Source organism: Nocardia carnea NBRC 14403, from assembly GCF_000308515.1.
Lineage (GTDB): Bacteria > Actinomycetota > Actinomycetes > Mycobacteriales > Mycobacteriaceae > Nocardia > Nocardia carnea.
In genome coordinates this window covers 11,583-37,065 of the sequence record NZ_BAFV01000027.1, presented here as the reverse complement: position 1 = coordinate 37,065, position 25,483 = coordinate 11,583, and the positions used below count along the sequence as shown (strand labels likewise).

The window sequence follows — 25,483 nt, the reverse complement described above, 5'->3', positions numbered from 1 at the left end:
CCGGTCACGACGTCACCTCCACGGTCTTGCCGGGCACCGGACGCCGGACCGCCCGCACGATCTGCCGGCCGAAGGCGAGCAGTTTCTGGCGAACCGGGAACAGGCCCTGGGGGCGCAGGATCATCATCACCACCAGTGCGATACCGAAATACAGATACTTCAGGTCGCCGAGGCGCTGTTCCCCGCCTTCGTCGAAGAGCAGCAGGCTGCTCAGCAGCAGTACGGCGTACACCGCCGCCAGCACGCTCGCCGCGAGGTACACCCACCGTGACCAGCCCGTCAGCGCCCGGAACCGCCACCGCCGGCCCACCAGCAGCGCCGCGCAGAGTATCGCGACAATCGTCAGCTGCACATAGGCGTCGGCCCGGGTCTCGACGATCGACACCGACATCAGCCGGTTCGGCAGGTACACCACGAGGAAGGCGCCGACGATGACACCGAGCTTGTTGCCCTGACCGCCGATCACCACCGCGCACAGGAACAGCATCGAGTTGATGATGTTGAACCCGGTGGGATTGATGAACTGCACCTGCCCGGCGAACAACGCCCCGGACAGACCGCCGATGGCGGCGCCGATCATGAACGCCCACAGTTTGAACTTGAAGGTGGGTACGCCCATGATCTCGGCGGCGTCCTCGTCCTCGCGGATCGCCACCCAGGCCCGGCCCACTCGGCTCCGTTCTAGGTTGCCGACCACGAGTAGCACCACGACCACCGCGAACATACCGACCCAGTACCACCAGGTGCCGGAACTGGCGCGGTCGAGCAGATTCGAACTCTCCGGTGCGCCGACGTTCCCCGCGGAGAACACACCGTTGGGGTGCGCCTCGGATTCGCCGACCCGCGGGTAGGCGATACCGGACAGGCCCAGGCTGCCGTTGGTGAGCTCACCCAGGTTGTCGGCGAGCAGGCGGACGATCTCGCCGAAGCCGAGGGTCACGATGGCCAGATAGTCACCCCGCAGGCGCAGGGTGGGCGAACCGAGCAGCAGACCCGATACGGCGGTCACCATGATCGCCAGCGGTACACAGGCCAGCCAGGCCCAATCGGAGTTCAGCCAGCCGTCGCCGGTCTGGTTCCACGGACTGTTCGGGCTGGTCAGCAGACCCACCGTGTACGCGCCGACGGCATAGAACCCGACATAACCGAGGTCCAGCAAACCTGCTTGTCCCACAACCACGTTCAGGCCGATGGCGATCAGCGCGTACATCGCGAACTGCGCCAGCACACCACCGAAACTGGTGCCGGGGGTGTCCAGCAGCGGAGGGGGGAACAACGGAAGCGCAGCGAGCAGCAACAGCGCCGGTATCCCGACCGCCCACTGCGCCGGCCTGCTGAGCCCCGTCCACCACGCCCGCAGCTCGTCGCCTAATCCGTGACCTTTCTTCTCGGTCGCCGCAATACTCATGTGCGCGCCCTTCCGAGACTTTCCCCGAGGATGCCGGTCGGCCGGAAGAACAACACCAGCACGAGCACCAGGAATGCCACCACGTCGCGCCATTCGGTGCCGAACAGCATCTGCCCGTAGTTCTCCACCAGACCGAGCAGCAGGCCGCCGAGCACTGCGCCCCGCAGATTGCCGATACCGCCCAGCACAGCGGCGGCGAAAGCCTTGATTCCCAGGATGAATCCGCCGTTGAAGATCACGGCGTGCGGAATCTTCAGCACGTACAGCATGGCGGCGGCGCCGGCCAGCAGGCCGCCGATGAGGAAGGTGAGCATGATGACCCGCTCCCGCGAAACACCCATCAGCGTCGCGGTATCGGGATCCTGGGCCACCGCGCGGATCCCGCGGCCGAACCGGGTGCGATTGATCAGCACCTCCGCCAGCAGCGCCAGCGTCACCGCCGATACCACGATCACCAGGGTCACATTCGTGACCTCGGCCCCGGCGATGGTGAACTGTGTTTCGGGTTCGACCAGGGTGATCTGCTGCTGGGCGTTGTTCCCGCCGAGGCCCGGCCACAGTTCCGGCAGCACGAAATGCACGAACTCCTGCAGGACGAACGACATACCGATCGCGGTGATCAGGAAGGTCAGAGGTTTGGCGCCGCGACGCCGCAGCGGCCGGTAGGCCACCCGTTCCAACCCGACCGCGGCCGCCCCGGACACCGCCATACCGATGAGCATGGCGATCCCGAGGTAGACGACAGTGAGCAGGATGCCCTCGCTGTAAGCGTTACCGCTCGGCGCGAAACCCAGCAGCATCAGGCCCACATACTGGCCGAACATCCCGAGCATGAACACTTCGGAGTGGGCGAAGTTGATCAGCCGCAATACCCCGTAGACCAGGGTGTAGCCCACCGCCACCAGCGCATAGATCGCGCCGTAGGACAGTCCGTCGACGGTCAGCCGCCAGAACTGGTCTATGACCCCCTCGTAGTTGAAATCGATCGATCCCTGCGCCCAGACGACCGTATCGGCCGTAGTGGCTGCTCTCATCGGCTATCCGCCCTCACCATGGATCTGCACCGGGGCAGCGAGCGGTACGCGCCCCGGATCCCGTCCGGTGCGCGTACCACTCGCGCAGCGGTCAGCCGACCTCGTACACCCAGATCAACGCGGCGGACAGTTCCCCGTCCGCGTCCCACTTGTAGTGCCGGGCGAGACCGTCACCGTCGTAGCCGCGGACGTATTCCAGCAGGTCGGGGCGGGTCAATTCACCGGCGTCGATACCGGTCGCGAGGATGGTGGCCAGATCGTAGGCCTCCACGGAGTACACGCCGGGGGCCTGGCCGTGCAGTTCCTCGTAGGCGGTGGCGAACTCCGCCGGGGCCGGACCACAGGGGCAGGACAGCACCGCACCGGTCGCCGAATCGCCTGCCTGGCTGACGAACTGCGGATCGTTGGTGCCGTCGGCGGAGACGAACGTCGCTTCCACATTGCCGTCGCGCAACTGCTGCACCAGCGGCGCCGCCTCGGCGTAATAGCCGGAGTAGAAGATCGCGTCCGGCTGCGCGTTCGCGATCTTGGTGACAGTGGCCGAGAAATCCTTGTCGCCCTTCTTGATACTGGCCGCGCATGCCGGATCGGCGGCCGCACCGAGACCGGCGGTGACGCTCTTCGCCAGTCCGACACCGTAATCGGTGTTGTCCTGGACCACGCAGACCTTCTTGTAGCCGGCGGTATCGACCAGGTACTTCGCCACCGACGGTCCCTGCACATCGTCGTTGGCCAGACCGCGGAAGAAGGTCTTCCAGCCGTTCTGTGTGAGGGTCGCGTTGGTGGCCGACGACGACACCGCGACCAGCCCGGCATCGCTGAGGATCTGCCCGGTCGCCTTGGTCTCGCCCGAGAACGCCGGGCCGACCACACCGATGATCGACGGATCGTTCACGATCTGCGGAATGACCTGGCTCGCCTTCTGCGGGTCACCTTCGGTATCGAACCGCTTCAGCTGGATCCGGCAGCCCGGATTGGCGGTGTTGTGCTGGTCGATCGCCAGGTGCACACCGTTGACGATGTTGATACCGAGCGCCGCATCGGGGCCGGTCAGCGCACCGGCCATGGCGATCGACGTGGTGGGTGGACAGGTCGCCTTACCGTCACCCGCCGGATCCGCCGCGGTGGCGGCGTCGGCGGCCGGGACCTCCTTGCCCGCGGCATCGATCTGCATCAGCGGTTGGATGGACAGCCCGCCGGCACCGGGCCCCTCCGGATCACTCGCGGATTTGTCCCCGCAACCTGACAGAACCAATGCGGCCGCTGCGCCGACCGCCAGAATTCCACGTACTCGGCGGCTTCGCCGCGGCATACCCGACCATGTCGAAACGAACACGATCTACCCCTATGTTCCTCATCATTCCCCGGCCGGACCGGGGTAGCCGACTACGCCGGCCTGTGAGAAACATAACTCCGGTATGTTGATCCCGCGTGACATTCGGGTCATCGCGATGATCTCGTCGCAGATTCTTGCCCGAGTATTGTTTCGAGCTGGTAAAACCGTCCCACTCACCGATAACGCACCGCCGGCGAGCGGGTCGCCTCACTGCGGCGCGAGATTCTCCAGGACGACCTCCGCGACCGCCTTCATCGTGGTACGGCGATCCATCGCGGTGCGCTGAATCCACTTGAACGCCTGCGGTTCACTCAACCCCTGCGTCTGCATCAGCACCCCCTTGGCCCGCTCGACGAGCTTACGAGTCTCCAGCCGCTCCCCCAGATTCGCGACCTCGCTCTCCAGCGCCGTGATCTCGTGGAACCGGCTCGCCGCCAACTCGATCGCCGGCACCAGATCCGATTTGGTGAAGGGTTTCACGAGATAGGCCATGGCACCGGCGTCCCGCGCCCGCTCCACCAGATCCCGCTGGCTGAACGCAGTCAGAATCACTACGGGCGCAACCCGTTTCGACGCGATCTCGGCCGCCGCATCGATCCCGTCGCGGCGCGGCATCTTCACATCCATGATCACCAGATCGGGTCGGTGCTCCACCGCCAGATCGACGGCCTGCTGCCCGTCGCCGGCTTCCCCGACGACCTGGTAGCCCTCCTCGGTCAGCATCTCCACCAGATCCATCCGGATCAACGCCTCGTCCTCGGCGACAACCACACGTTTCGCCGCGGCGTCCGCACTAGTGCCCATAAACGACCCCTCTGGTTCCGATGCCTCGTCCCGATATCGCGGACGGCGGATCGACACCGACGCCCGGCCGTCGATCCGCCGTCACGCGATCGGGTGGTGTAGAGACTACCGTTCACCAGGAACGCCGTCGCATTTACCCTGCTTACCGCCCCTCCCACCCTTGCACCCGACCCGGAATTCGGCGATTCGGCCGGCTCGGGCTATCATTTGCACCCGGTGCGCCGAGTTGGCGGAACTGGCAGACGCGACGGTCTCAAAAACCGTTGTCCGAAAGGACGTGTGGGTTCGAGTCCCACACTCGGCACCAAGGTCGGACAATATTTCGCAGCGCTGCCCATCTCCCCCGGCCTCACGCGGTCCGCAGGGAGTCCGCGCACCGAGGTCCGTTCCATTCGCCACCGCGTCCAGATCGTCCGGGAACAGGTGCCTGTTCACGTCGAGCGTCAGCGTGGCCGTCATTGCGCCTGAACATCCGCCACCTTGATGCTTCCGCCGACGCTGATGACCAACCATCCCCGCCGTATGTCGTAGGCCATTGGCAGCGACACCGGCAAGATCGACGTCTCCCGCCACCGAATCGAACACGCCAGCAGATCCGTTGCGGTCAGGAACCACCCTTGTTGGCTCGGAAAAACCAGCGCACCCGCCCGGCGCCCGCCAACAGGTTCTCCATGTCCTTGGCCAGCAGGCCGGAATCGGCACCACCTAGTTGTGTGGTTCTTCGTGTCCGTTTCCACGATCCCTTGACTGGGCACCGGTGAAGGAAAACTGTATCTCTCCGCGGTCAAGGACGTGTTCCCGAACCGGATCATGGGCTACACCTATCGACTCACGCATGAAATCTAGGCTCGCGGTCACCGCATCGGACAACGCCGTCGCACGCCGAGGTGAGGTGGCCAGTCACATCCTGCACACCGACCGCGCGTCACAGTTTCGATCCAGACGATTCGTCAACGCGCTCAACCGTTTCGACATGGTCGAATCCATGGGCTGCGTTGGTGCGGTCGGGGACAACGCAACGATGGAAGCTTCGTCAGCCTCATTCGACGCCATGTCTTGGACCGGCAATGGTGGGACACCCGCGAACAGTTACCGATCGCGATCGTGACCTGGATCGAACGCACCTACCGCCGACGCCGCCAAGCCCGACTCGGCCGGTTGACCCCGATCGAATACGAAGCGATCATGACACCAGCAGCAGCTGGCCATGCTGCATAACCACTGTCAACTGACCGTGCAGCAGCCCTCAGCCGGGTTGACAAGCGTGCACGGTTTGGAGAAGCTGATCCGCGGTATAGAAGTGAGTTGCTTGAAGGTAAAAAAGGGGGGGGTACCAGCGGCTTTGAACAGGTAAGAAGCAGCATCGCGTCGAAACGGTAAGCGCGCACAGGCAGGACTCGCCAGTATGTCACCGCCCGAATATACCGGTGGATTTTTCAACCATTATGATGACCCAGACGAGTTTTGGGACGACGAACCGATTGTCAAGAACGAGTCGACGTTATCAGTGCACACCTCGTCCGCTTCTCTTCCCCCGTCCGAAACTCAGATTCGTCGCCGTGAGTCGGCGGTTTCACATCTCGAGACTGTCAGTCAGGAACCAGCATCGCGAGTGGGTTCGTCCTTTGCGTCGATGGAAGTCGACCCAGGGTTCTTGCCTATCCATGTTCAGTTCCACCCAAGCTGGCGCCGATATGTGGCGCCTGGTGAAGTTGGCGAAGAACTCTTGGCGGCGTATCGCGGTGCAGTAGTCGTATACCTCAACAGGGCCTACTCATCCACTTCCAGCCGCTTGCCCACACCACAGGATGTGTCGACCACTGCGATACCCGGTCACCGAACAAGACTGGCGGTACTGCTCGAAACTCAGACGTGGGAGCAATTCTGCGAGGTGTCGAGCAGCATGATAAACGGCGGACGATACCGCGCGGAAACCGTTGCCGGGACTGCAGGGAATCGCGCGGTCACCCTCCTTGCCGACCGCCGCTATATACGTTCCATCACCGTATCGAGCGAGTGGGCGGCGACTGCTCACCCCGACGATATCGGCGACAAGATTCTGGAATGCGCACATCAAATCCGCTCGGCACGTCCCGAGTTCGTAGCACAGCAAGACTATTCACGATATTCCGATGACGATCTCGAGTACCATTTGAGCCGACACCGCCTCCGGCTCCTGCTGGAAAAGACGAGCTAATATGGCAGAACTCAGAGCCTCGCTGACCGCGATGAACGCCGCAGCCACCCACTGGGGCCTCGCCGCAGACCACTTGACGGCGGCAAGTCGGCAGACTTCCAAGCTCCACATCCCCGTCAGGGAGGCTGGAACCTTCACGGAGTCACTGAAAACGTACCTGGAGGTGCCCGACTACTTTCGGGATCGCTTCAACGAAGGCGCCACCGTGTTCGATGACATCGCTACAGCGCTAAATAACGCCCGGCGCCAGTACGAGGCGACTGATGCAGCCAACCAGGGCAAGCTGCATCAGTTGGAAGGCGAGATAAATGACTAGCGCAAGCGAAACAGCGTTGACCGAAAAAATCGCATACATTCGAGAGAAGGCGCAGCGTCTCGATGACCTGCCGAACGATGTCGAGGCATTCTGTGGAGACCTGGTCAAAATCGTCCGATCCGCAGGCTACGGGGGATATGCAGCCTCGGTCGTCGCTACGTTCGGCGCTACGCTCGTGGCCGCTCCGGTCGCGCCGGCCGTAATCGAACAAGCCGTGGACAAGGTCTGGGACGAGCGGGACAAGATAATCACAGCACTGGGGGATTCCAAACTTACCCTCGCGAACTTCGATCCGGATATGGAAGTCCCGGTGACGATCATCAGGGTTGCCGACGAATGGCGAAATCTTAAGACCATGGTGCAGCAGGCGGAATCAGATGTCGACAAGACCACGCTCAGTTCCTTCTGGCACGGTGAAGCCGCGACCCGGTACAACGAGATGCTGACGACACAGAAGAAACCGCTGAGCATAGTCGCGTTACCTCAGGTCTTCGAGGAAATCGCGGTCAGCTTGGAGAATATCGCGACGGCGGAACTCGAACTGTACAAAAATCTCGCGACAAAGTTGCAGGAACTCGAAGCGGCGATAGTAGACGCTGCCAGTGGTGCATTCAGTAAGTCATTTGATGCGCCCTGGGGGCCGGTTTCCGCCGCAGGTGATCTTGCGAACGTTGCGGAAGCAGCGAAGACCTTTATTGTCGACACCATCGGAGACATGGCAGAGGCTGCCGCCACCCTGATGATCGAAACCAACAGAATCAAGCAGAACGCGGGTTACCAAACGGGGTTGCCGGACAACAAGTGGCCAGCTGGTGTCCAGACATCGGTGTACCCAGGCGGAATCAAGCAGTCGATCGGCAACGGGACCTCCACGGCCGCTAGCGACGACCCCTGGGAAATCGGGCCTGCCGTGGGAGTCGCACAGCAATGAGATCCAAACTCAGGGCAGTCATCGCGATCGGAGCTTTAGCGCTCATTTCGGCGTGCTCCCCTCCCTCTTCGGTACCATCAACACCCACGTCAGACAGTGCGCTACCTGCGATGACACTGTCACAGCTATGTGACGAGGTGGTCGCCTTCTTCAGAGACGAGCTCCACGTCGTGGATTTGAGGTGGATCTCGCCGTTCCGACCAGAGTCAATCGTCGAACTGAGTGGGAATTGCTCGATAGCTCAAGGGGTTAATCAGATTGCCCGCTGGGAGTCCCGGGACGCCCCTAACGATCCCGATCCGACCGAGGGGGGAGAGGGTTTCGAGAAGTCGACAGAGTTCGACCACCCGGTATGGATCCTGCAATACGATGAGGAACGATGGATCGATCCCGGGCACGCCGTGTCATACGTAACCGACCAAAGACTTGCCACACGAGTCGGTAGCTGGAATGCGAGACTCATGATCATCCACGACGCAGAGATACGCACCACTGATGGCACCTTGGCTGTGAACGAGGAGAACACTCGGAAGCTCGGTCAATTCCTTATCACACTGACCCGGCGGTTGTCCACAACCTAATGCCCGTCCAGATAGCTTGCGCCGGTAATCCGGGCGTCGGTTTGAGCCGCTACTTGTTTTCGGTGGTGTCGTTGCCGGAGTGGCGGGGGCTGCCCGCTGAAGCGCGGGTGGTTCGACTGCGCGCTACGTCGTCACCGCGCCGACCCCGACTCCGACGTATACGCATCCTCGGCGCGTCCTGCGGATCGCGACCAACGCTCGAGAAATCCGCAACCTCAGCGTGATAGATCCGCAACTCTGCCTCGAGAAATCCGCAAAGTTTGCTTGATAAATCCGCAGAAGTACCTCGAGAAATCCGCAACTTATGCCTACCATGGCAGGCATAACAGCGATCTGATCAGGCGGAACGCGACTCGTCTCGCCCATGAGACTCTCGCCGATGCACCGATCACGGTCATCAGTGGCGCGCGGCAGGTCGGCAAGACCACGCTCATGCACCAACTCGTCCGTGACCATGACGCACGGGTAGTAGCCTCGACGACACCGTAGACTACGAGGCCGCCGAGGCCGATCCCGATGGGTTCGCTGCGCAGTACCCCCGGGGGACTTCTCGCGATCGCTGAGATCCAGCGAGTCCCCGCACTGCTCACCGCACCCCGGTTCCAGTGCTGGCAATTTGTGCCACAATGCACGTAGACCGTGCTTTATCCATCGCAAGCCAGGAAGGAGAGCCCCGATGATCCGGACGATGAAAGACCGGCGTTCCGGGTTGATGTTCAGTCGCGTGCTCGCCCTCTTGGAGCGCGGCGAGGTGCGCATCGACGACCCCTGTGTGCTATGGCGGCTCGAGCTGCTCCGGAGAGGGGTTCACGGCTCCGGAATGCATCGATACCTCGATCAGTGGGAACGTTGGATCCTCCTGCGAGATGTTGACTCGATTCGCCGCCTGGACGGGTCGGAGGACGAGTACTCGATGCAGATGCTTACGCTCTCGCCGTTGAATGCCCTGCTCAGCGAGGATCAGCGGCTCGAGGTTCTGCGCGAGTTACACGGGGTTTCGAACACCCTGCAGCCGGTATGAACCAAGAAGAACTCGCGCACGCGATGCGCGCTGCTCAATGAACCCTGTGTGGTGGTGTTCGGATCCCAATCACTGCTGGGCTCGCATCCGGAGTCTGAACTACCACCAGAAGCGGCGCTTTCGATAGAGGTCGATATCACCCCAGGCAAGGCGGTACAGCACAGCCTTTCCGAACCAGAGTTGAATATGAAACTCTGGCAGGTCAATGCTGATCTAGGCGAGAACTCCCCCTTCCATGAGACCTTCGGCTTCTACGTCGAAGCTATCCACCGGGACACAGTTGCCCTTCCTCGCGGATGGGAAGGCCGCCTCGTACGCTTCACCCCCTTGGCCGAATACGGTCACATCGGGTACTGCCTCGATCCTGTCGACCTCTGCGTCGCGAAGGCTATAGCCGGCAGGGAAAAGGACAAGACGTTCATTACGCACTGGTCGACGCAGGAGTAGTGGCAGCGGCGGATGTCTTGGCCCGGCTGGACAGCGCGTCTATCGAATGGCCCGCCAACGAGACTGCTGCTGCCACCGGAGATGCTGTGGACCTGGATCTGGCTGTCAACCGGGCCCGGGGGCACCTGGCTCGCTGGATTTGATGCCGGCGCGCCAACCTGTCCGCAACGCTCGGTCCGCCGGACCTGTTCAGAGTGGCAGGTTGTGCATCAGCACATCGAACGTGGGGGCGTTCTCCCAGTTCGGGCGCAGCCAACCGACCCGGTACCAGCCCCATTTCCGATACCGCGCATAGGCGCGTTCGTTGTCCGGCTCCACCAGCAATGTCGCGCGCTGCTCGGGCCGGCTGCGCAGCAGCTCGTCGTGCAAGGCGCGGGCGAGCCCGCGGCCGGTGTGGTCGGCGCACACCATGATCTCCGACAGGGCGAATGTCCGGTCACCGGTCTCGGCGGTGAACTCATCCAGGTTGTTGTCTTCGAGACCGCCGTCGTCGAGGTGCAGGCCATCCCACCCCGCTGCGCCGGGTCGAAGCGGCCAGCCCCACGTCTGCCCTGCCGCAGCACCGTCGATATACGCGACCACCAGGTCGAACCCCAAGCTACGTGCGGGGTCGGTGTAGGCGTCGTATCTGTGCATGAACGCTTCAGGGGAATCGAACGGGTCGCCAGAAGCAATCGCATCGGTATAAGAACGCTGGTAGACGTCTTCGACAACAGCTCGTATCTCGCGAGCTTGGGCAGCAGTGTGATGCCGGAAATCTGGTTCGATCACACCATTTCCTTTCGGGTGGAACTCTCCAGTGCCGCGAACCCGTCGCGGAACTCTTCGGCCGCAGGATGGTGGATGGTTCGGATCGGTTCCATAACTCGCAGTGTCCGGCTCGACGTGACGTTCTCCAGGTCGGCCAGCACAGCTGTCCCCAAAGCGAGAGCCGACTCGACGTCCCCCATGCGGGCATGAGCTACGGCGGCGTGCGCCCGATCATTAGCAGCGTTGCGGGTGCTTGTCTCCTCCGCCGCCGCAACTTCGAGAAGCGCAATGCTCTTGCGTGTTTCGCCGATCTCGCCCAAACCGCGTGCCTCGTGTCCACGTACTTCCGAGGGCGACACGAACCTTAGCCACTGGGGGCACTCTTCGAGCGCTTCGAAACCGATGGCCTGCTCCATCTCGCGCCACGCAGTGCCTATTGCACGTCCGAACCCCATCTGGTTCCCCAGCAATCCCTGCGTCTGGGCTTCTCGTACAGCAATCAAGGCGTGAATCCGGCCCGGCGGCCGACCTCGCATCAGTACTCGAGCACGGTCGATCAGTTTCAAGGCATGGTGCGGGCTGCCCTGCCCGTCCCGGGAAAGTGCGATCGACTGGTTCGCCGAATACAGGCAGGTGTGGGCTACCAGGTCCTCGTCGCCCGTTTCACTGCCCAGCGCGAGGGCGTCGGCGTAACAACGCCGCGCCACCTGGTGGAGGTCGGAATCGTAGGCCAACCAACCCGCGAGCACCGCCAAGTACCCTGTCGCCGAGGCGAAGGCGTTGCCGGTCGTGGTGTCATAACTCGCGGTATCCAGGGTGTGTTTGGCGTGTGCGAGTTGTTCGAGAGCGCTTTGGACCAGGGCCCCGCTGCCGATCTGCTGATCCTGCTCGCCCAGCTCGTGAACAGCTCTCAGCAGACACTGCGCGTCTGCCGGTCCGATGCGTTCCCCGAACGGCCAGGCCACTGCCGTCACCGTGGCCGCGGTGGCCAGCTTCCCGAAATCACGACGCCTCATACAACTATCGACTTCCCAGGCATACCCACCGAGCGTCATGCTCGACTGTCCGACGACCTCCACGCTACGCCGCCCAGGATCGCTCACAGCCGCTATTTCTGCGTCGAACCGGGCACGTTGATCGGTGTCCAGATCGCGCAGCATCGTGTCGAGCGTTTCCGCCGAACGCGCCCGCACCGGTTTATCCCATGTCGCCCGATGCCATTTCTTGATCGTCGCGAGCGAATACCCGGCACGCTCGGCGAATTCCTCTCGAGTTTCGCGGAGCGCGGCCACGCGGAGCGCCCGGACTTCCGTGCTCGACCATCTACTGACCGCCATCCCGCCCCTCGAAGTCATGTCCCACCTGCTGGTATCCGAAGCATATTCCCTCCGTGGTCTTTTCGAGGCTTCTCCGGAACCAATGGGTGAACAACGCTGGGAGCAGCCCCGGCGCCGGGTGGGCACAGATATCACGACATTCGGTACCGCATCTCGCCGATCCGTGGATCACCCCGGCGCCGGGCGCTCCGCAACGGGAACACGCGAGGAGACGCCATGCACAGCGAGGAAACCCAGCCCCCGCCACCGCTGCCGAGGCGGGCGACCGACCAGGCGATAGCCGCAGCACTTCCCCTATGGGGTGAAGCCGAATGCTGCGACCGCGAAACGCTCGAACTGTGCCTCGAGGGGTTACGCGCGCTCGATACGCCGACAACCACCGGACCGCAATCCGAGATAGACGGTGTGATCGCCCGGTGGCGCGCCGCGCACCCGAGTGAGGTGCGACGTGCCCGCTGAGAAGCGCCGACGCGCGATCGTCGTCCGCAGATACGGCACCGAAATCTCCGGCCTGGACGAACTCATCACTCGCCACCATCTCGAGGTGGTTTTCACAGTCTTCGGCCCCTCGGCGCCGAAGCTGGTCACACTGATCGCCGTCCAGCACATCCTCGAACACGACGCCGAAGTAGTGGTGATCCCGCATCTCACCGCTGCCGAGATCCGGGCCGAGCGGCGATGGCAAGCGGTAGCCGGGCTCGCCGATATCGTCACCGTCGACGGCGGCCGCTATGGGTGCGATCCCGCGTGACACCTCATCGGGTGGTCATCCGCTCGGTGCCGGTTACGCGCATCATGTCGAGTGCCGAGGCTTCGCGGGTGCCGGCTGCGGCGGAATAGACGATCATCGACTGGTCGGTGTCGGGCAGCAGCAGGGTATCGCAGTCCAGGACGAGCAGTCCGAAGTCCGGGTGATCGATGGTCTTGTGCATCGACCGCCATGTCGTGGAGTTTCCCTCCTGCCATATCCGGTGGAATCGGCGGCTGCCGGCCATCAGCTCGGCGATCAGCGCACGCAGGTGGGGGTCGTCGGGGTAGCGCGAGAGCGCGGTGCGTAGCGATCCGACTGCCTGCTGCTCCGTCGATTCGGCTGCCTCCGGATCGAGTGCCACGCGAGTGTCGCCGGTGCCGAGGAAGCGCTGGCGGAACAGGTTGCGTTGTCCCTCCGGCCGGTCGGCGAGATCGCCCAGGAGAGCGCGGGCCATCGAATTCTGCACCAGCACATCACCTTTTGCCGAGAGTACGAGCGCGGGTAGATCGGTCATCCGTTGCAGCAGCCGCAGCACACTCGGCCTCAGCGACATCTCGACCCGCCCTGCCAGCGGCGGGGCGCTGCCGGCGAGCCGGAAGACCTGATCGCGTCCGTCGCGGTCGAACCGTAACGCCCTGGTCAGCGCGGTGAGCACCTGAATCGATGGGCGCGGCGCGCGACCCTGTTCGAGGCGCACCACGTAGTCGACGCTGAGCCCGGCGAGTTGCGCGACCTCCTCACGTCGCAGACCGGCAACCCGCCTCCTGGGGCCCGCCGCGAGGCCCACTTCTTCGGGCGCGATACGTGCCCGCGCGGCTTTCAGCACATTGGCGAGTTCGGCACGATCCATGCATCCGAGTTTCCTCGGCCGGAGGCTCGCTGTCCTGGTACCGCGACTCCTAGCTTCGGAGGTCTCTGGACCACCTCCCACCACCGGGCCATCGTGGTGTCAGGTGCCGGTCGCGAGCACACAGATTCCCCCCGACTACGCATACGGGGCAGCTCCCGGCATCCCCACCTATTCGATCGTCGGAAAGTCCCGAGGAGGACGATATGAACAGCGGAGACAACGCAGAAGTGCCCGGCTACTCGATCGCCGAGCGTGATCGCCGCTGGCGCCTGGCGCGCGAATTCATGCAGCGTGAAGGCCTGGATGCACTGCTGGTTTTCGGTGAGCACGAAGACGCCGGTCCCGCGCCGTTCGCCTTCGACACGTGGTTCACCAACGCCAGGGCGGGTACGACGGTCGTCTTTGCCCGCGACGGTGACCCGCTGTCGCTGTTGCCGATGGAGATGTTCTGGCGGGACTATCTCGAGGGCAGCCGCCGCGGCGGCATCTCCTGGATCACTCCCGATAACATCCGGGCGTCTCGTAACTCGGCGGCGATTGCCGAGACGCTCACCGCACTCGGACTGTCGACGGCAACGATCGGCGTCGTAGGCCTGGAGCCGTATCCGCCGTGGCATCCCGAAGGGCTCGTGCCCTACCGGCAGTGGAACACCATCCTCGATACGTTCCCCGATGCGGAATTCATCCCCGTCGCCCGGCCGCTGTCCCGTCTGATCATGCCGCTGAGTGCCGAAGAGATCGCCGTCGTCCGCCGCGCGGGCAGCATCGGAGATGCCATGGTGGCAGCCATGGTCGCCACCGCTGCGGCCGGTGTCTCGGAAAGCGACGTCTACGCCGCGGGAATGGCTGCGGGTTACGCACGGGGCGCCACGCCGGCTGCGATGCATCTGTACTCGGGCCCCGCCCCTTTGGCCCGGGCCTTGCCGCCGTGGAGCTACCGTCCGCAGGCGCCGCGCATCCTGGCCGACGGTGATGTCGTTTCGGCGGAGGTTTTCGCCAACCTGGGCGGACGTCATACGCAGCATCAGGTCACGATCACGGTCGGCGAACCGCATCCGGATCTGCTGCGCGCCGCCGAGGTTGCCCGCGCGACGTATGACGCGGGTCTGCAGTCGCTGCGCCCGGGCCGGACATTCGGCGACGTCGTCGATGCCATGCGCGAGGTGCTGGACGCCGCCGACGGCTGGGAGTTCGGGCCGTCCGTGCATGCGCTCAACCCGGCGATCGCGCTCAGCGGCTTCCCCGCAGACGCCGGGCAGTGGATTCCCGGCGCCGAGGCCTACCCACCCGAGACCGACCACCCCACGATCGGTGCCGACCTGGAACTCCGGCCCGGCATGACCTTCGCCATGGAGCCCAACTACGTCTTCGGCCGGCACCTGGCCTACCTCGGCGGCACCGTGATCGTCGGCGACCCCGACCCGATCGAACTCAATCCGTACACCGCGCAGATTCTGCGCGCCCAAGGCGACAACCCGGCCGTATCGGCATAGCCGCTACGCGCCCCAGTCAAGGAGACAGTGTGACAACAGTTTTCATCACCGGCGGTCATTCCGGCATCGGACTCGAATGCTCCAGGCAGCTCGCCGCCCGGGGAGTCGACCTCGTACTCGCCGGCCGAAGCCCGGAAAAAATGCAGACGGTCGCCGAAGAATTGCGCGCGGCGCACGATATCGACGTGGCGACGGTCGAACTGGATACGTCGTCCCTCGCCTCGGTGCGCACGGCGGCCGCCACGTACAGTTCGCTGATCGAACGTGGTGCGGCCGCGCCGCTGCAGGCGCTGATCTGCAACGCAGGTGGCCGGTTCGACGGCAAGGAGAAATACAGCCCGGACGGCTACGAACTGACATTCGCGACGAACTGCCTCGGTCATTTTCTCCTCGTCGAACTCCTGGTTCCGGCGATATCCACGAACGGTCGGATCGTGTTCACCGCGAGCGGTACGCACGACCCCGCCACCATGGACGGCAAGCTGGTCGGCGCCGCTGTCGAGCCGAACGCCACCATGCTGGCCGGCGGCGGGCTGAACGGGGCGAAGCCCTTACCGGCCGGCAAACGCTATTCGACCTCGAAACTGTGCACCGTCCTGTACGCCTACGAACTGGCGCGCCGCCTCGACCGCGCCGGCAGTGGGATCTCGGCCATCGCCTACGACCCCGGATCGGTTCCCGAGACAGGCTTCTTACGAGATATGCCGAAAGCGGTGCAACGGCTGGCAACGAGCTCTCTGATGAAATCGGTATCCACACGCATCGGCGTCACGACATCGACAGTCGCGTTCTCCGGTGCCGCGCTGGCCGATCTCGCCGTCGGCAAGGAGTACGCCACGGTCTCCGGTAAGTATTTTCAAGCCCAGGAGGGCAAGCTCCTGCAGCGGCGGTCGTCGAAGGTTTCCTACGACGAGGAGCGCGCGCTTACGCTGTGGAACGATTCGAAGCGGCTCGTCGGCCTCCGCTCGGATGAGGAATCTGCCCCACTGCGCCAGCGATTTCGTAACGCGCCGGGGTCGCAGAGAAACACCGTGCTAAGCGGAGATGAATTCACCGGCCGGGTGATGTGATATTGAGCGAACACCGGTTCTGCGCAGGTCGCGGGCGTCTTACCGTAGCCACATGCACATCCTGTTCGTCTGCAATGGCAATGTGTGCCGGTCGGCGATAGCCGAACGACTCACCCGTTCCATCGCGGTCGAATACCGGCTGACCGGGATCACCGCCGAAAGCGCCGGTACCCGCGCTCTGGTGGGTTTTCCGGTGGAACCGCGGGCTGCCGAGGCCATCACCGGCTTGGGCGGGGATCCGAGTAACTTCCGGGCCCGCAAACTCAAAGCCGAGCATATCGATCGCGCGGATCTGGTTCTCACCATGACCGAGAACATCCGGGACGAGGTTGCCGAGATGGGGGCGGCGGGGCCACGGACTTTCACATTGCCGGAGGCGTATCGGATCGCCCGGGTCACCGGGGCGCGCAGCGTGGCCGAACTGCATCGCAGCCGGCACAACCTGTCGCTGGTCGGACGGGAGAACATCGGCGATCCGGTAGGACTTTCGGCGCAGGCGTATTGCGAGGTCGGGGATACGATCGCGGAGGCACTGGTGCCGTTGCTGGTGGCGCTGGCACCGGTGAGCACACCGGCCGAGCGGCAGTGGGGACGGCCGCCGCTGGTGGTGCAGCCGGCGCCTTCGGCGGCACGGTTGTCACCGCTGGTCGCCGCCCAGCACACCGGCTGGTACGCGTGAATACGGGCGCCGCGAATTTCGGTAATCGACAACGATGGCGACTCGGAGTCTGACTTTCCCGGCCGCGCCCACTACACTCGCGGTCCGGAACACCGACAATCCCATCCCGTTGCAGGTTCGACACACGACAGGAATCGCGCATGCCGAAACGCATTTCGGATGTTTCGCTTCATGTTTATGTGACACCGGAAACCCTGGACAGACTCGTCGAATCCGTGCGCACGGATCTGGCCGAACACCTCGATGACGGTGAGGTCTGCGCGTGGCGGTTCACGCTGCCGGTCGCCGAGGACGATTCGCGGCACCGGGAATTCGACAGCCGCTGGCGCGCCGGGAATCCCGGCGCGGAACCCTGCGGGCATGCAACATTCGAGATCGCGCTCAGCCTGGTCGGCGATCCCGCCGAACTGACCGACGGTTATATCGATGCGCTGGAGCACCGGCTGCTGCGGGGTCTGGACGAATTCGGCCCCGGGGCACCGTTCACGCTCAGCGCCGAACAGCGCACCGATGTCGATCTCGAACTGCTGTCGGCCGAGCGGCTCTGAACCGCTCGGCCGCGGTCAGCGCCGCGCCGGGAAATGGCGGATAACGCCTTCCTGGACGGTGGTGGCCAGCAGATCACCCGACCGTGAGTAGAAACGCCCGGTCGCCAGCCCCCGTGAGCCCGCGGCCACGGGGGATTCGGTGGCGTACAGCGCCCATTCGTCGAACCGGAACGGGCGATGGAACCAGATGGAGTGGTTCACCGTGGCGGCGACGATCCGGTCCAGACCCCACGACAGGCCGTGCGTGGTGATGATCGAATCCAGCACCGTGGTGTCGGAGGAATAGCTCAGCGCGGCCACATGAAGCAACGGATCGTCGGGCAGGGTGCCGTCGGCGCGCATCCACACGCGGTTGTGGTTCAGCTTCTCGCCGGTGCCCTTCAGGATCCAGGCCGGATCGTTGGTGTAGCGCATATCGATCGGGTGCGGAGCGTTGACGAACATCTCCAGCTTGTCCTCGAACCCGGCGAAACTCTCCTGGATCCGCGGCAGCGTCTCCGGATCCGGGACCTCCGGCCGTTCGTGCGCGTGTTCGAGCCCCTTACCCCACCCCTGGAAGGAGGCCAGCATGACGAACAGTTCCTGGCCGTCCTGGACCGCGGTGACGGTGCGGTTGGCGAACGCACGCCCGTCACGATGCCGTTCGACGTGGAAATCGATCGGCTTCTTCACATCGCCGCCCCGCACGAAATGCGCGTTGAGCACGTGGATCGGCCGATCCCCGGCCGTGCGGCCGGCGGCGATCACCGCCTGCGAGACGAGCTGCCCGCCGAAGGTGCGGCTGGCGACCTTCTCCGGATGGTGCCCGCGGAACACATCCTCGGACACCTCCTCGAGGTCCAGCAGCTCCAGCAGGGTGTCGAGATCGCGGTGCCGGCCGGTCACGGTCTCGTCGACCGGCGCGCTCACCGGGCGACTCCGGAATTGCTCGGCATCAGTGGTCCTCCTCGCCGATACGGTGCACGTGGATCAGGTTCGTGGACCCGACGGTACCCGGTGGGGAGCCCGCCACGATGACCACGAGGTCACCCTTGGCGTAGCGGTTCATGCTCAGCAGCGCCTGATCGACCTGTTTGATCATCGCGTCCGTGCTGTCCACGGTGGGCACGATGAAGGTTTCGGTGCCCCAGGTGAGCGCCAGCTGGCTGCGCACCTCCGGAAGGGGGGTGAACGCCAGCAGCGGGATCGGAGTGTGCAGGCGGGCCAGACGGCGCACCGTATCGCCGGACTGGGTGAAGGCCACCAGCGCCTTGGCGTTGAGCCGTTCCCCGATATCGCGGGCGGCATACGAGATGACACCGCGTTTGGTGCGCGGGGTATGCGTCAGGGGCGGCACGTTGGTGGATTCGGTTTCCACCGCGTGCACGATGCGCGCCATGGTGCGCACGGTCTCGATCGGATACTTGCCGACCGAGGTCTCACCGGACAGCATCACCGCGTCGGCGCCGTCGAGGACCGCATTGGCCACATCGGAGGCCTCGGCGCGGGTGGGCCGCGAGTTCTCGATCATGGATTCGAGCATCTGGGTCGCGACGATCACCGGTTTCGCGTTCTCGCGCGCCATCTGGATGGCACGCTTCTGCACGATCGGCACCTGCTCGAGCGGCAATTCGACACCGAGGTCGCCGCGGGCCACCATCACCGCATCGAAAGCCAGGACCACGGCCTCGAGGTTGTCGATCGCCTCGGGCTTCTCCAGTTTGCCGATCACCGGGACCCGCCGGCCCACCCGGTCCATCACATCGTGGACGAGTTCGATATCCGACGGTGAGCGGACGAACGAGAGGGCGATGAAATCCACGCCCAGGTTCAGGGCGAATTCCAGATCCTCGATATCTTTTTCGGAGAGCGCGGGTACCGAAACGTCCATACCCGGCAGCGACACACCCTTGTTGTTGCTGACCGGGCCGCCTTCGGTCACCTCGCACACCACGTCGTTACCCTCGACGCGGATCACCTCCAGCCCGACCTTGCCGTCGTCGACGAGCAGCCGGTCACCGGATTTGGCGTCTTCGGCGAGCTGTTTGTAAGTGGTGGAGACACGGTCGTGATCACCGACGATATCGTCGACGGTGATGCGGACGACCTCACCGGTCGCCCAGATGGTGCGTTCCTCGGCGAAACGCCCCAGCCGGATCTTGGGGCCTTGCAGATCGGCGAGAATACCGACGGCGCGGCCGAGATCTTCGCAGGCCTGCCGCACCTTCTTGTAGTTTTCGGCGTGGTCGGAGTGCTCGCCGTGGCTGAAATTCAGCCGGGCGACGTCCATACCGCTTTCGACGAGCTCTCGAATACGTTCCTCGGTGGCAGTGGCCGGGCCGAGGGTGCACACAATCTTCGTCCGTCGCATCACGTGTCGAGCCTAATCCTGCCGCGCTACGGCGTCCCGCCCGGCCCGCGGGCGGCGGCGAGAGCACCGAACTCTGGGTGAACGGCGGCCCAACGCCGCCCGCCTCATGATGAACCGGAGTCCTTACGCGACTGTTATCTCGGCGCTACGAATCGCCTCGGATACACGAATGCGGGCCCGCCGTAGTGGACCCGCACTCTGCACACCGGGGCATTTCAGTCCCGCAGGGGACGACCGTGGTTATCGGTCACCTTGCCGGTAAGGATCAGGACACCGTCGATGAGACCCCAGATCGTTCCGGCGATACCGCAGGTGACGATGCTGGCCGCGATCTGGCCGACGCCCATCCCGGTATCACCGAGGTAGAACCGGCCGATCCCGAGCGAGCCGAGGAAGATCTGCAGCAGGCCCGCCACCAGCTTCTGCTTGTCGGACAGCGGTACGCCGTACATATCGCGGCCGTAAGGGGCCTCCGGATCCATCGGGTTGTACCCCATGGGCGCGCCGTAGCCAGGCACCGGCTGACCGTACGCGCCCGGCTGCCCATATGCGCCCGGCTGACCGTATGCAGGGTCCTGCTGCCCGTACCCGGGGCCCGGTTGCCCATAGCCGGGTGCGGCCCCGTACTGCGGGTCCGGCTGACCCGGATACGGCTGCGGCTGCGAGGCGTACGGCTGGGACGGGTAGGGCTGCGCCTGCGGCTGCGACGGATACCCCGGCGATTTACCCAGATCCGGGCCGGTGCCCGGCGGGCCGTACTGCGGTCCGCCCTGCTGGTACGGATCGGTCACTGCTCCTCCTGTGTTTATGGCGCCGCCTCCGGCGCCGCGGGGTTCGGGGCCCCATGGGTCTCGTTCTTCACTCCGCCGCTCCAGAACGAGACGGGCCCCGAACCATTGGGGTGGGCAATCATGGGACGGACCCTTCGGCGGAGAGATTCTTCGGCGGCGCAGGGCCGGGGTATCTGTGTCGTTGTTCTTTGCTCGCTCCCCCGCTGTGTCATGGCGCTGCCTCCGGCAGCCTGAGGTTCGGGGCCCGTATCTCGAGGTCGGGCTGTGGAAGGCTGTTCCGGTCGGCTCAGGGGTTCTTCGGTGCGGTGGCCGCGGAATCCGGATCCGCTGGTGACACCGAATCGGTGTGTGCAGCGTCGGATTCGTTCGCGCTGGACTTCGGATCGACGGCCGCTTCGCTTGTCGCGGATTTCGGCGACTCCGCGGACCCGCCCGGCTCCGTGGAGTCGGCATCGGCGGGCGAATCCTGCGGACCGGCGGCGGAATCGGCGGGGGCGTCCGATTTCGCGGATTCGCTGCTGCCCTGCCGCTTCGTGAGCGCATCGCCGGTGCCGGACTCGCCGGCCTCCTTCGACACCGCCGCCTTCTCGAGCGGATCGGCAGGACCGGACTTCCCGGACTCGTTTCCGGTCTCGGAATCGGGTGCGGCGGAAGCTTCCGCGCCGGAACCGGTCTCGGACGCCGCGGCTGCAGTCCGCAACGCACCGAACTGCCAGGGCCACGGGCGCGGCCCCCACCCGGGGCGGAGCTGTTCCGGAGTTTCCCGGCCCTTGGTGGCGAACAGGAAGTACGCGATCGCGGCCAGGAAGACCAGACCGGAGGTGAAGGTGTTGACCCGGATACCCGCGATCAGGGTGGCCTCGTCATCACGCATGAGTTCGACGAAGAAGCGCCCGAAGCAGTAACCGGCGACGTACAGGGCGAACAGCCGCCCGTGCCCGATGCGGAAACGCCGGTCGATATAGACCAGTGCGAGCACGATCGCGACATTCCACAGCAGCTCGTAGAGGAACGTGGGATGCACGACGGAGTGGACCTCGCCGGAGGAAACACCGTTCATCATGTCGAGCCGGCCGGCGTCGTCGAAGCGCAGGTAGATCTCCAGGCCCCAGGGCAGATCGGTTTCGCGACCGTAGAGCTCCTGGTTGAAGTAGTTGCCGAGCCGGCCGATGGCCTGGGCGAGCAGGATCGGCGGGGCGATCGCGTCACCGAGGGCGGGCAGCGGAATCTTGTAGATCCGGCAGGCGATCCAGGCGCCGATCGCGCCGAAGAACACCGCACCCCAGATGCCGAGACCGCCCTGGTAGATCTTCAGGGCGTCCACGGGGTTGCCGTCTTCCCCGAAGTACTTCTGCCAGTCGGTGGCGACATGGTAGATCCGGCCGCCGATCAGCCCGAACGGTACGGCGAATACGGCGACGTCCAGGATCGTGCCCGCCTCACCCCCACGGGACTGCCAGCGTTTCTCGCCCCACCAGATGGCGACGATGATTCCGAGGATGATGCAGACCGCGTACGCGCGGAGCGGGAACGGCCCGATATCCCAGACGCCCTGCGGCGGGCTGGGCAGATAGGCCAGCAGCTCGGTGGCGGGCGATACGACGGTCGAGGTGGTTTCCGGTACGGCGAGAACGGTCACGGGGCAACCGTAGTCCAGGAGGCCACGTTGGCAAGTTCGGCCTCCGGCTCGCGTGTTCTCTCCCGCCCGGGCGTGGCCGGTGCCGGCCTCCTACCGCGGTGTCATACGCGCCGGGGACGGTTCAGGACGCGACCGTGGCGGCGCGGACACCGCCGGCCAGTTCCGCGGTCAGGGTGTGGACCGCGTCCAGCCCCTCGGCGGCGGCGCTGACCAGCGCGGAGCCGACGATCACCCCGTCGGCGTAGGCCGCGATCTCGGCCGCCTGCGCCCCGGAGCGGACCCCGAGGCCGACCCCGATGGGAATATCGCTGTGCTCGCGGATCCGGGCGCACAGCGCGGGCGCCATGGTCGAGACCGCGTCCCGGGCGCCGGTGACGCCCATGGTCGACGCGGCGTAGACGAAACCCGAACTGGCGTCGAGGGTGGCGGCGAGGCGTTCCTCGGTGGACGACGGCGCCACCAGGAAGATGCGGTCGAGGTGGTGCGCGGCCGAGGCGCTGAACCAGTCGTCCGCTTCCTCGGGAATGAGATTGGGCGTGATGATGCCGGCACCACCGGCGGCGGCGAGGTCGCGGGAGAACCGGTCGACGCCGTATTTGAGGACCGGATTCCAGTAGCTCATCACCACCGCCTGGGCACCCGCATCGGCTACCGCTTCGACCACGGAGAACACATCGCGGACCCGGACACCGCCGCGTAGCGCCTGATCGGCGGCGGCCTGGATGGTCGGCCCGTCCATCACCGGATCGGAATAGGCGACGCCGACTTCGACGATATCGCAACCGGATTCGACCATCGCCCGCACGACTTTGCGCGACCCGTCGAGATCCGGATAGCCGGCGGGTAGGTACCCGATGAGCGCCGCGCGGTTATCGGCCTTGCAGGCGGCGAAGGTGGCGCCGAGCCGGGATTCGGAACTCACTGACCGTTCTCCTTGCCGGTGTCCGGATCGTCGAAGAGCCCGAACCAGCGGGCGGCGGTATCCATATCCTTGTCGCCGCGCCCGGACAGGTTCACCAGGATGATTGCGCCTTCGCCCAGTTCGCGGCCCAGTTCGAGCGCCCCCGCGACCGCGTGCGCGGATTCGATGGCCGGGATGATGCCCTCGGTACGGCTGAGCAGCAGTAGCGCGTCCATCGCGGCGGTATCGGTGACCGGCAGGTACTCGGCGCGGCCGATATCCTTCAGGAACGCATGCTCGGGGCCGACACCCGGATAGTCCAGGCCGGCCGAGATCGAATGCGATTCGATGGTCTGTCCGTCCTCGTCCTGCAGCAGGTACGAGTAGGCGCCCTGGAAGGCGCCCGGGGAGCCACCGGCGAAGGTCGCCGCATGCCGGCCGGTTTCCACGCCGTCACCGGCGGCTTCGTAACCGACCAGCCGGACGCCGGGGTCGTCGATGAAGGCATGGAAGATCCCGATCGCATTGGATCCCCCGCCCACGCAGGCCGCGACGGCATCGGGCAGCCGGCCCGTCAGGCTCTGGACCTGGGCGCGGGCCTCCATCCCGACGACCCGCTGGAAATCGCGGACCATCATCGGGAACGGATGGGGGCCGGCGGCGGTGCCGAAACAGTAGTAGGTGTCGTCGGCGTTGGTGACCCAGTCGCGCAACGCTTCGTTGATCGCGTCCTTGAGCGTCTGCGAACCGAGGGTCACCGAGACGACCTCGGCGCCGAGCAGCCGCATCCGGGCCACGTTCAGGGCCTGACGGGCGGTATCGACCGCACCCATGTAGATGATGCAGCGCAACCCGAGCAGCGCACAGGCGGTGGCCGTGGCGACCCCGTGCTGCCCGGCGCCGGTTTCGGCGATGATCCGGGTCTTGCCCATCCGCTTGGCCAGCAGCGCCTGCCCCAGCACGTTGTTGATCTTGTGGGAACCGGTGTGGTTCAGATCCTCGCGTTTCAGCAGGATCCGCGCACCGCCGGCGTGTTCGGCCAGTCCGGTGCATTCGAAGACCGGCGAGGGGCGACCGGTGTAGTCGCGTTGCAGCCGATCGAGTTCGGCGAGGAAATCGGGGTCCAGGCGGACCTTGTCGTATTCGGCCGTGACCTCCTCGATCACCGCCATCAGCGCCTCGGGCACATGCCGGCCGCCGTAGACGCCGAAATGGCCGCCCTCGTCGGGTTCGTGTTCGCTACGCTGCGCCACCCCGCGGCTCGCGGCGGGCAGGGCATGGTCGGTGGAAGACCCGGATGCCACCATCATCGCCCCCGCCGGGCCGGTTTCGGGCAGGACGGATGCGTGCCGGCGGTGACCAGCTCCGATACCGCGGCCCGGGGATCACCACTGGTGACCAGGCCCTCGCCGACGAGAACCGCGTCCGCGCCGGCGCCCGCATAGGCGAGCAGATCGGCGGTGCCGCGGACACCGGATTCGGCGATCCGCACGACCTCGGTGGGCAGCCCCGGCGCGATCCGGGCAAAGCAGTCCCGGTCGACCTCGAGAGTTTTCAGGTTGCGCGCGTTCACACCGATCACGCTCGCGCCCGCGGTGAGGGCCCGATCGGCCTCCTCCTCGGTATGCACCTCGACCAGCGCGGTCATCCCGAGAGATTCGGTGCGATCGATGAGCGAAGCCAGCGTGTCCTGCTCCAGGGCCGCGACGATCAGCAGGATCACATCGGCGCCGTGCGCCCGCGCCTCGTGGATCTGGTACGGGCCGACGACGAAGTCCTTGCGCAGCACCGGAATATCGACGGTGGCGCGGACGGCGTCCAGATCGTCCAGTGATCCGTGGAAGCGCCGGCCCTCGGTGAGCACGCTGATGATCCGGGCGCCACCGTCCTCGTAGGCCTTGGCCAGGCTGGCCGGGTCACCGATATCGGCGAGCGCGCCCTTGGAGGGACTGGCCCGCTTGACCTCGGCGATCACGCCGATACCGTCTTCGAGAAGGGCCGCCTTCGCATCGAGCGGCGGGGTCGCGGCGGCGGCCGCTGCCTTCACCGCCGGGAAGTCGAGCACCGCCTCCCGAGCGGCTACATCCGAGCGGACCCCGTCGAGAATCGAGTCGAGTACCGTCATCTGGCTCGAATCCTTTCTGGGGAGACACGCAACTTACGCCTGAAGGATTCCCCCAGGAGCTGTCTCACCGATGCTGAACAAGAGTAAATGGCAGGCCGCGGCACCCTGACGCCGGGGGCGGGTC

The 25,483-nt window shown here is 65.1% G+C and carries 27 protein-coding genes, 1 tRNA gene and 1 pseudogene; 15 read left to right on the top strand and 14 right to left on the bottom strand.

Features of this window, described 5'->3' with window-relative positions:
* Positions 1-4 precede the first annotated feature (4 nt).
* From ON22_RS09985 to ON22_RS09970, 4 genes are all read right to left on the bottom strand, one after another.
* A complete protein-coding gene (locus tag ON22_RS09985) occupies positions 5-1,408 on the bottom strand; it encodes a branched-chain amino acid ABC transporter permease (RefSeq protein WP_033245194.1) in 1,404 nt (467 codons plus the stop codon).
* A complete protein-coding gene (locus ON22_RS09980; RefSeq protein ID WP_033245193.1) occupies positions 1,405-2,442 on the bottom strand; it encodes a branched-chain amino acid ABC transporter permease in 1,038 nt (345 codons plus the stop codon). Before ON22_RS09980 ends, ON22_RS09985 begins: the two co-directional genes overlap by 4 nt.
* Before the next feature lie 91 nt (positions 2,443-2,533).
* Positions 2,534-3,754 carry a branched-chain amino acid ABC transporter substrate-binding protein gene (locus ON22_RS09975; RefSeq protein WP_033245192.1) on the bottom strand — a complete coding sequence of 407 codons (1,221 nt, stop codon included), beginning with the start codon at positions 3,752-3,754 and terminating at the stop codon, positions 2,534-2,536.
* 231 nt (positions 3,755-3,985) lie between these two features.
* A complete protein-coding gene (locus ON22_RS09970) occupies positions 3,986-4,582 on the bottom strand; it encodes an ANTAR domain-containing response regulator (protein ID WP_033245191.1) in 597 nt (198 codons plus the stop codon).
* 220 nt (positions 4,583-4,802) lie between these two features.
* Between ON22_RS09970 and ON22_RS09965 the strand changes: the two genes are divergently transcribed.
* The 9 genes and pseudogenes from ON22_RS09965 to ON22_RS36625 all read left to right on the top strand — a co-directional run bounded on the left by ON22_RS09965 (position 4,803) and on the right by ON22_RS36625 (position 10,218).
* A tRNA-Leu gene (locus ON22_RS09965) sits at positions 4,803-4,889 on the top strand.
* A 446-nt stretch (positions 4,890-5,335) separates the two neighbouring features.
* Positions 5,336-5,800 (top strand): annotated as a pseudogene (locus tag ON22_RS37895) (transposase); the annotation flags it as partial.
* A gap of 187 nt (positions 5,801-5,987) precedes the next feature.
* Entirely contained in the window at positions 5,988-6,779 is a 792-nt protein-coding gene (locus ON22_RS36630) for a hypothetical protein (protein ID WP_156052347.1), read from the top strand.
* 1 nt (position 6,780) lies between these two features.
* Positions 6,781-7,095, top strand: coding sequence for a hypothetical protein (locus tag ON22_RS09950; protein ID WP_033245189.1), 315 nt, complete (start codon positions 6,781-6,783; stop codon positions 7,093-7,095).
* Positions 7,088-8,026, top strand: coding sequence for a hypothetical protein (locus ON22_RS09945; protein ID WP_043739980.1), 939 nt, complete (start codon positions 7,088-7,090; stop codon positions 8,024-8,026). The genes ON22_RS09950 and ON22_RS09945 overlap by 8 nt, the downstream gene beginning before the upstream one ends.
* An 845-nt stretch (positions 8,027-8,871) precedes the next feature.
* A complete protein-coding gene (locus tag ON22_RS38495; protein ID WP_373280848.1) occupies positions 8,872-9,096 on the top strand; it encodes an AAA family ATPase in 225 nt (74 codons plus the stop codon).
* Positions 9,097-9,283: 187 nt separating this feature from the next.
* Positions 9,284-9,628: a hypothetical protein gene (locus ON22_RS09930; protein WP_051157389.1), complete on the top strand. Its 345-nt coding sequence runs from the start codon at positions 9,284-9,286 to the stop codon at positions 9,626-9,628.
* A gap of 48 nt (positions 9,629-9,676) precedes the next feature.
* On the top strand, positions 9,677-10,075 hold the full coding sequence (locus ON22_RS34535; protein WP_156052346.1) for a hypothetical protein: 399 nt from the start codon (positions 9,677-9,679) through the stop codon (positions 10,073-10,075).
* Positions 10,075-10,218 (top strand): hypothetical protein, encoded by a 144-nt coding sequence (locus ON22_RS36625; protein ID WP_156052345.1) that lies wholly within the window; start codon positions 10,075-10,077, stop codon positions 10,216-10,218. Before ON22_RS34535 ends, ON22_RS36625 begins: the two co-directional genes overlap by 1 nt.
* A gap of 46 nt (positions 10,219-10,264) precedes the next feature.
* Here the strand turns inward: ON22_RS36625 and ON22_RS09920 are convergent, their stop codons facing one another.
* Positions 10,265-10,846, bottom strand: coding sequence for a GNAT family N-acetyltransferase (locus tag ON22_RS09920; RefSeq protein WP_063820567.1), 582 nt, complete (start codon positions 10,844-10,846; stop codon positions 10,265-10,267).
* Positions 10,843-12,162, bottom strand: coding sequence for an NsdA family TPR-like regulatory protein (locus ON22_RS09915; RefSeq protein ID WP_483414268.1), 1,320 nt, complete (start codon positions 12,160-12,162; stop codon positions 10,843-10,845). The genes ON22_RS09920 and ON22_RS09915 overlap by 4 nt, the downstream gene beginning before the upstream one ends.
* 216 nt (positions 12,163-12,378) lie before the next feature.
* Here ON22_RS09915 and ON22_RS09910 point away from each other — a divergent pair, with 216 nt between their 5' ends.
* Positions 12,379-12,621, top strand: coding sequence for a hypothetical protein (locus ON22_RS09910; protein ID WP_033245184.1), 243 nt, complete (start codon positions 12,379-12,381; stop codon positions 12,619-12,621).
* Positions 12,611-12,913, top strand: a complete 303-nt coding sequence (locus ON22_RS09905; RefSeq protein ID WP_033245183.1) for a hypothetical protein — start codon at positions 12,611-12,613, stop codon at positions 12,911-12,913. Before ON22_RS09910 ends, ON22_RS09905 begins: the two co-directional genes overlap by 11 nt.
* Before the next feature lie 4 nt (positions 12,914-12,917).
* Here the strand turns inward: ON22_RS09905 and ON22_RS09900 are convergent, their stop codons facing one another.
* Positions 12,918-13,763 (bottom strand): helix-turn-helix transcriptional regulator, encoded by an 846-nt coding sequence (locus tag ON22_RS09900; RefSeq protein WP_033245182.1) that lies wholly within the window; start codon positions 13,761-13,763, stop codon positions 12,918-12,920.
* A gap of 203 nt (positions 13,764-13,966) precedes the next feature.
* Here ON22_RS09900 and ON22_RS09895 point away from each other — a divergent pair, with 203 nt between their 5' ends.
* From ON22_RS09895 to ON22_RS09880, 4 genes are all read left to right on the top strand, one after another.
* On the top strand, positions 13,967-15,256 hold the full coding sequence (locus ON22_RS09895; protein ID WP_033245181.1) for a M24 family metallopeptidase: 1,290 nt from the start codon (positions 13,967-13,969) through the stop codon (positions 15,254-15,256).
* A 29-nt stretch (positions 15,257-15,285) separates the two neighbouring features.
* Positions 15,286-16,326 carry an SDR family NAD(P)-dependent oxidoreductase gene (locus ON22_RS09890; protein WP_051157387.1) on the top strand — a complete coding sequence of 347 codons (1,041 nt, stop codon included), beginning with the start codon at positions 15,286-15,288 and terminating at the stop codon, positions 16,324-16,326.
* A gap of 52 nt (positions 16,327-16,378) precedes the next feature.
* Positions 16,379-17,005: an arsenate reductase/protein-tyrosine-phosphatase family protein gene (locus ON22_RS09885; RefSeq protein WP_033245180.1), complete on the top strand. Its 627-nt coding sequence runs from the start codon at positions 16,379-16,381 to the stop codon at positions 17,003-17,005.
* Between the two features lie 140 nt (positions 17,006-17,145).
* Positions 17,146-17,553: a hypothetical protein gene (locus tag ON22_RS09880; RefSeq protein WP_033245179.1), complete on the top strand. Its 408-nt coding sequence runs from the start codon at positions 17,146-17,148 to the stop codon at positions 17,551-17,553.
* A 15-nt stretch (positions 17,554-17,568) separates the two neighbouring features.
* Here the strand turns inward: ON22_RS09880 and ON22_RS09875 are convergent, their stop codons facing one another.
* The 7 genes from ON22_RS09875 to trpC all read right to left on the bottom strand — a co-directional run bounded on the left by ON22_RS09875 (position 17,569) and on the right by trpC (position 25,359).
* Complete coding sequence (locus ON22_RS09875; RefSeq protein WP_231508649.1) at positions 17,569-18,462, bottom strand: acyl-CoA thioesterase; 894 nt, start codon at positions 18,460-18,462, stop codon at positions 17,569-17,571.
* Between the two features lie 25 nt (positions 18,463-18,487).
* Entirely contained in the window at positions 18,488-19,906 is a 1,419-nt protein-coding gene (pyk, locus tag ON22_RS09870) for a pyruvate kinase (RefSeq protein ID WP_081595455.1), read from the bottom strand.
* A gap of 212 nt (positions 19,907-20,118) precedes the next feature.
* Positions 20,119-20,694, bottom strand: a complete 576-nt coding sequence (locus tag ON22_RS09865; protein WP_033245178.1) for a TM2 domain-containing protein — start codon at positions 20,692-20,694, stop codon at positions 20,119-20,121.
* A 286-nt stretch (positions 20,695-20,980) separates the two neighbouring features.
* On the bottom strand, positions 20,981-22,276 hold the full coding sequence (gene lgt / locus ON22_RS09860; RefSeq protein ID WP_051157401.1) for a prolipoprotein diacylglyceryl transferase: 1,296 nt from the start codon (positions 22,274-22,276) through the stop codon (positions 20,981-20,983).
* Between the two features lie 178 nt (positions 22,277-22,454).
* The gene (gene trpA / locus ON22_RS09855) at positions 22,455-23,255 is read right to left on the bottom strand and encodes a tryptophan synthase subunit alpha (protein ID WP_033245177.1); all 801 of its coding nucleotides are present in this window, start codon (positions 23,253-23,255) and stop codon (positions 22,455-22,457) included.
* Positions 23,252-24,544 carry a tryptophan synthase subunit beta gene (gene trpB / locus ON22_RS09850; RefSeq protein WP_051157386.1) on the bottom strand — a complete coding sequence of 431 codons (1,293 nt, stop codon included), beginning with the start codon at positions 24,542-24,544 and terminating at the stop codon, positions 23,252-23,254. Before trpB ends, trpA begins: the two co-directional genes overlap by 4 nt.
* Positions 24,541-25,359, bottom strand: a complete 819-nt coding sequence (trpC, locus tag ON22_RS09845) for an indole-3-glycerol phosphate synthase TrpC (protein ID WP_033245176.1) — start codon at positions 25,357-25,359, stop codon at positions 24,541-24,543. The genes trpB and trpC overlap by 4 nt, the downstream gene beginning before the upstream one ends.
* Positions 25,360-25,483: the final 124 nt, after the last annotated feature.